Raw genomic sequence first — 586 nt, 5'->3', positions numbered from 1 at the left:
CAGGGCAAGATCACGAACTTTACCTTGACTTAAAAGTATGATCTTATACTCCTTTTTAAGGAGCCCCCATGCCTGATATTCAACTATTTAAATATTTCGAATCAATTGACGACCCTCGCCAGCAGGGTAAAGTTGTCCATAAACTTTTTGATATCATATTCTTAGCTGTCAGCGCTGTCATATCTGGGTGCCAAGGCTGGGAAGATATTGAAGATTTTGGCCATGATAGATTAGATTGGCTCAGGAAGTACGTTCCTCTTGAGCAAGGTATCCCTCGCCATGACACAATCGCTCGTGTGATGAGTCGTATTGATATGACACAGTTTCAAGATTCTTTTTCTTCTTGGATGAAAGACTGCTCTAAATTAACTCATGGCGATGTAGTTGCGATTGATGGTAAGCGATTGAAAGGTTCATTTAATCAGTCAGATAGGCGCGATGCACTTTATATGGTCAGTGCTTTTGCGTGCGAAAATGGTGTTGTTTTGGCGCAATGCCCTGTTGATAAAAAGTCGAATGAAATAACAGCGTTACCAGAGCTTCTTGAATTACTGGAGATAAAAGGCTGCTTAGTCACGATTGACGC

At 41.3% G+C, this 586-nt stretch carries 1 protein-coding gene; it reads left to right on the top strand.

Annotated features, from left to right (window positions below; all coding sequences use genetic code 11):
* Nucleotides 1-68: 68 nt before the first annotated feature.
* Nucleotides 69-586: ISAs1 family transposase (locus H5200_RS23385; RefSeq protein WP_182762886.1), on the top strand; the 518-nt coding region annotated here is incomplete at its 3' end.

It is taken from the genome of Pseudoalteromonas sp. SG43-7, from assembly GCF_014164295.1.
Classification (GTDB): Bacteria; Pseudomonadota; Gammaproteobacteria; order Enterobacterales; family Alteromonadaceae; genus Pseudoalteromonas; species Pseudoalteromonas rhizosphaerae.
The sequence above is the reverse complement of the archived record's forward strand: the minus strand, read 5'-3'. Positions and strand labels throughout refer to the sequence as shown.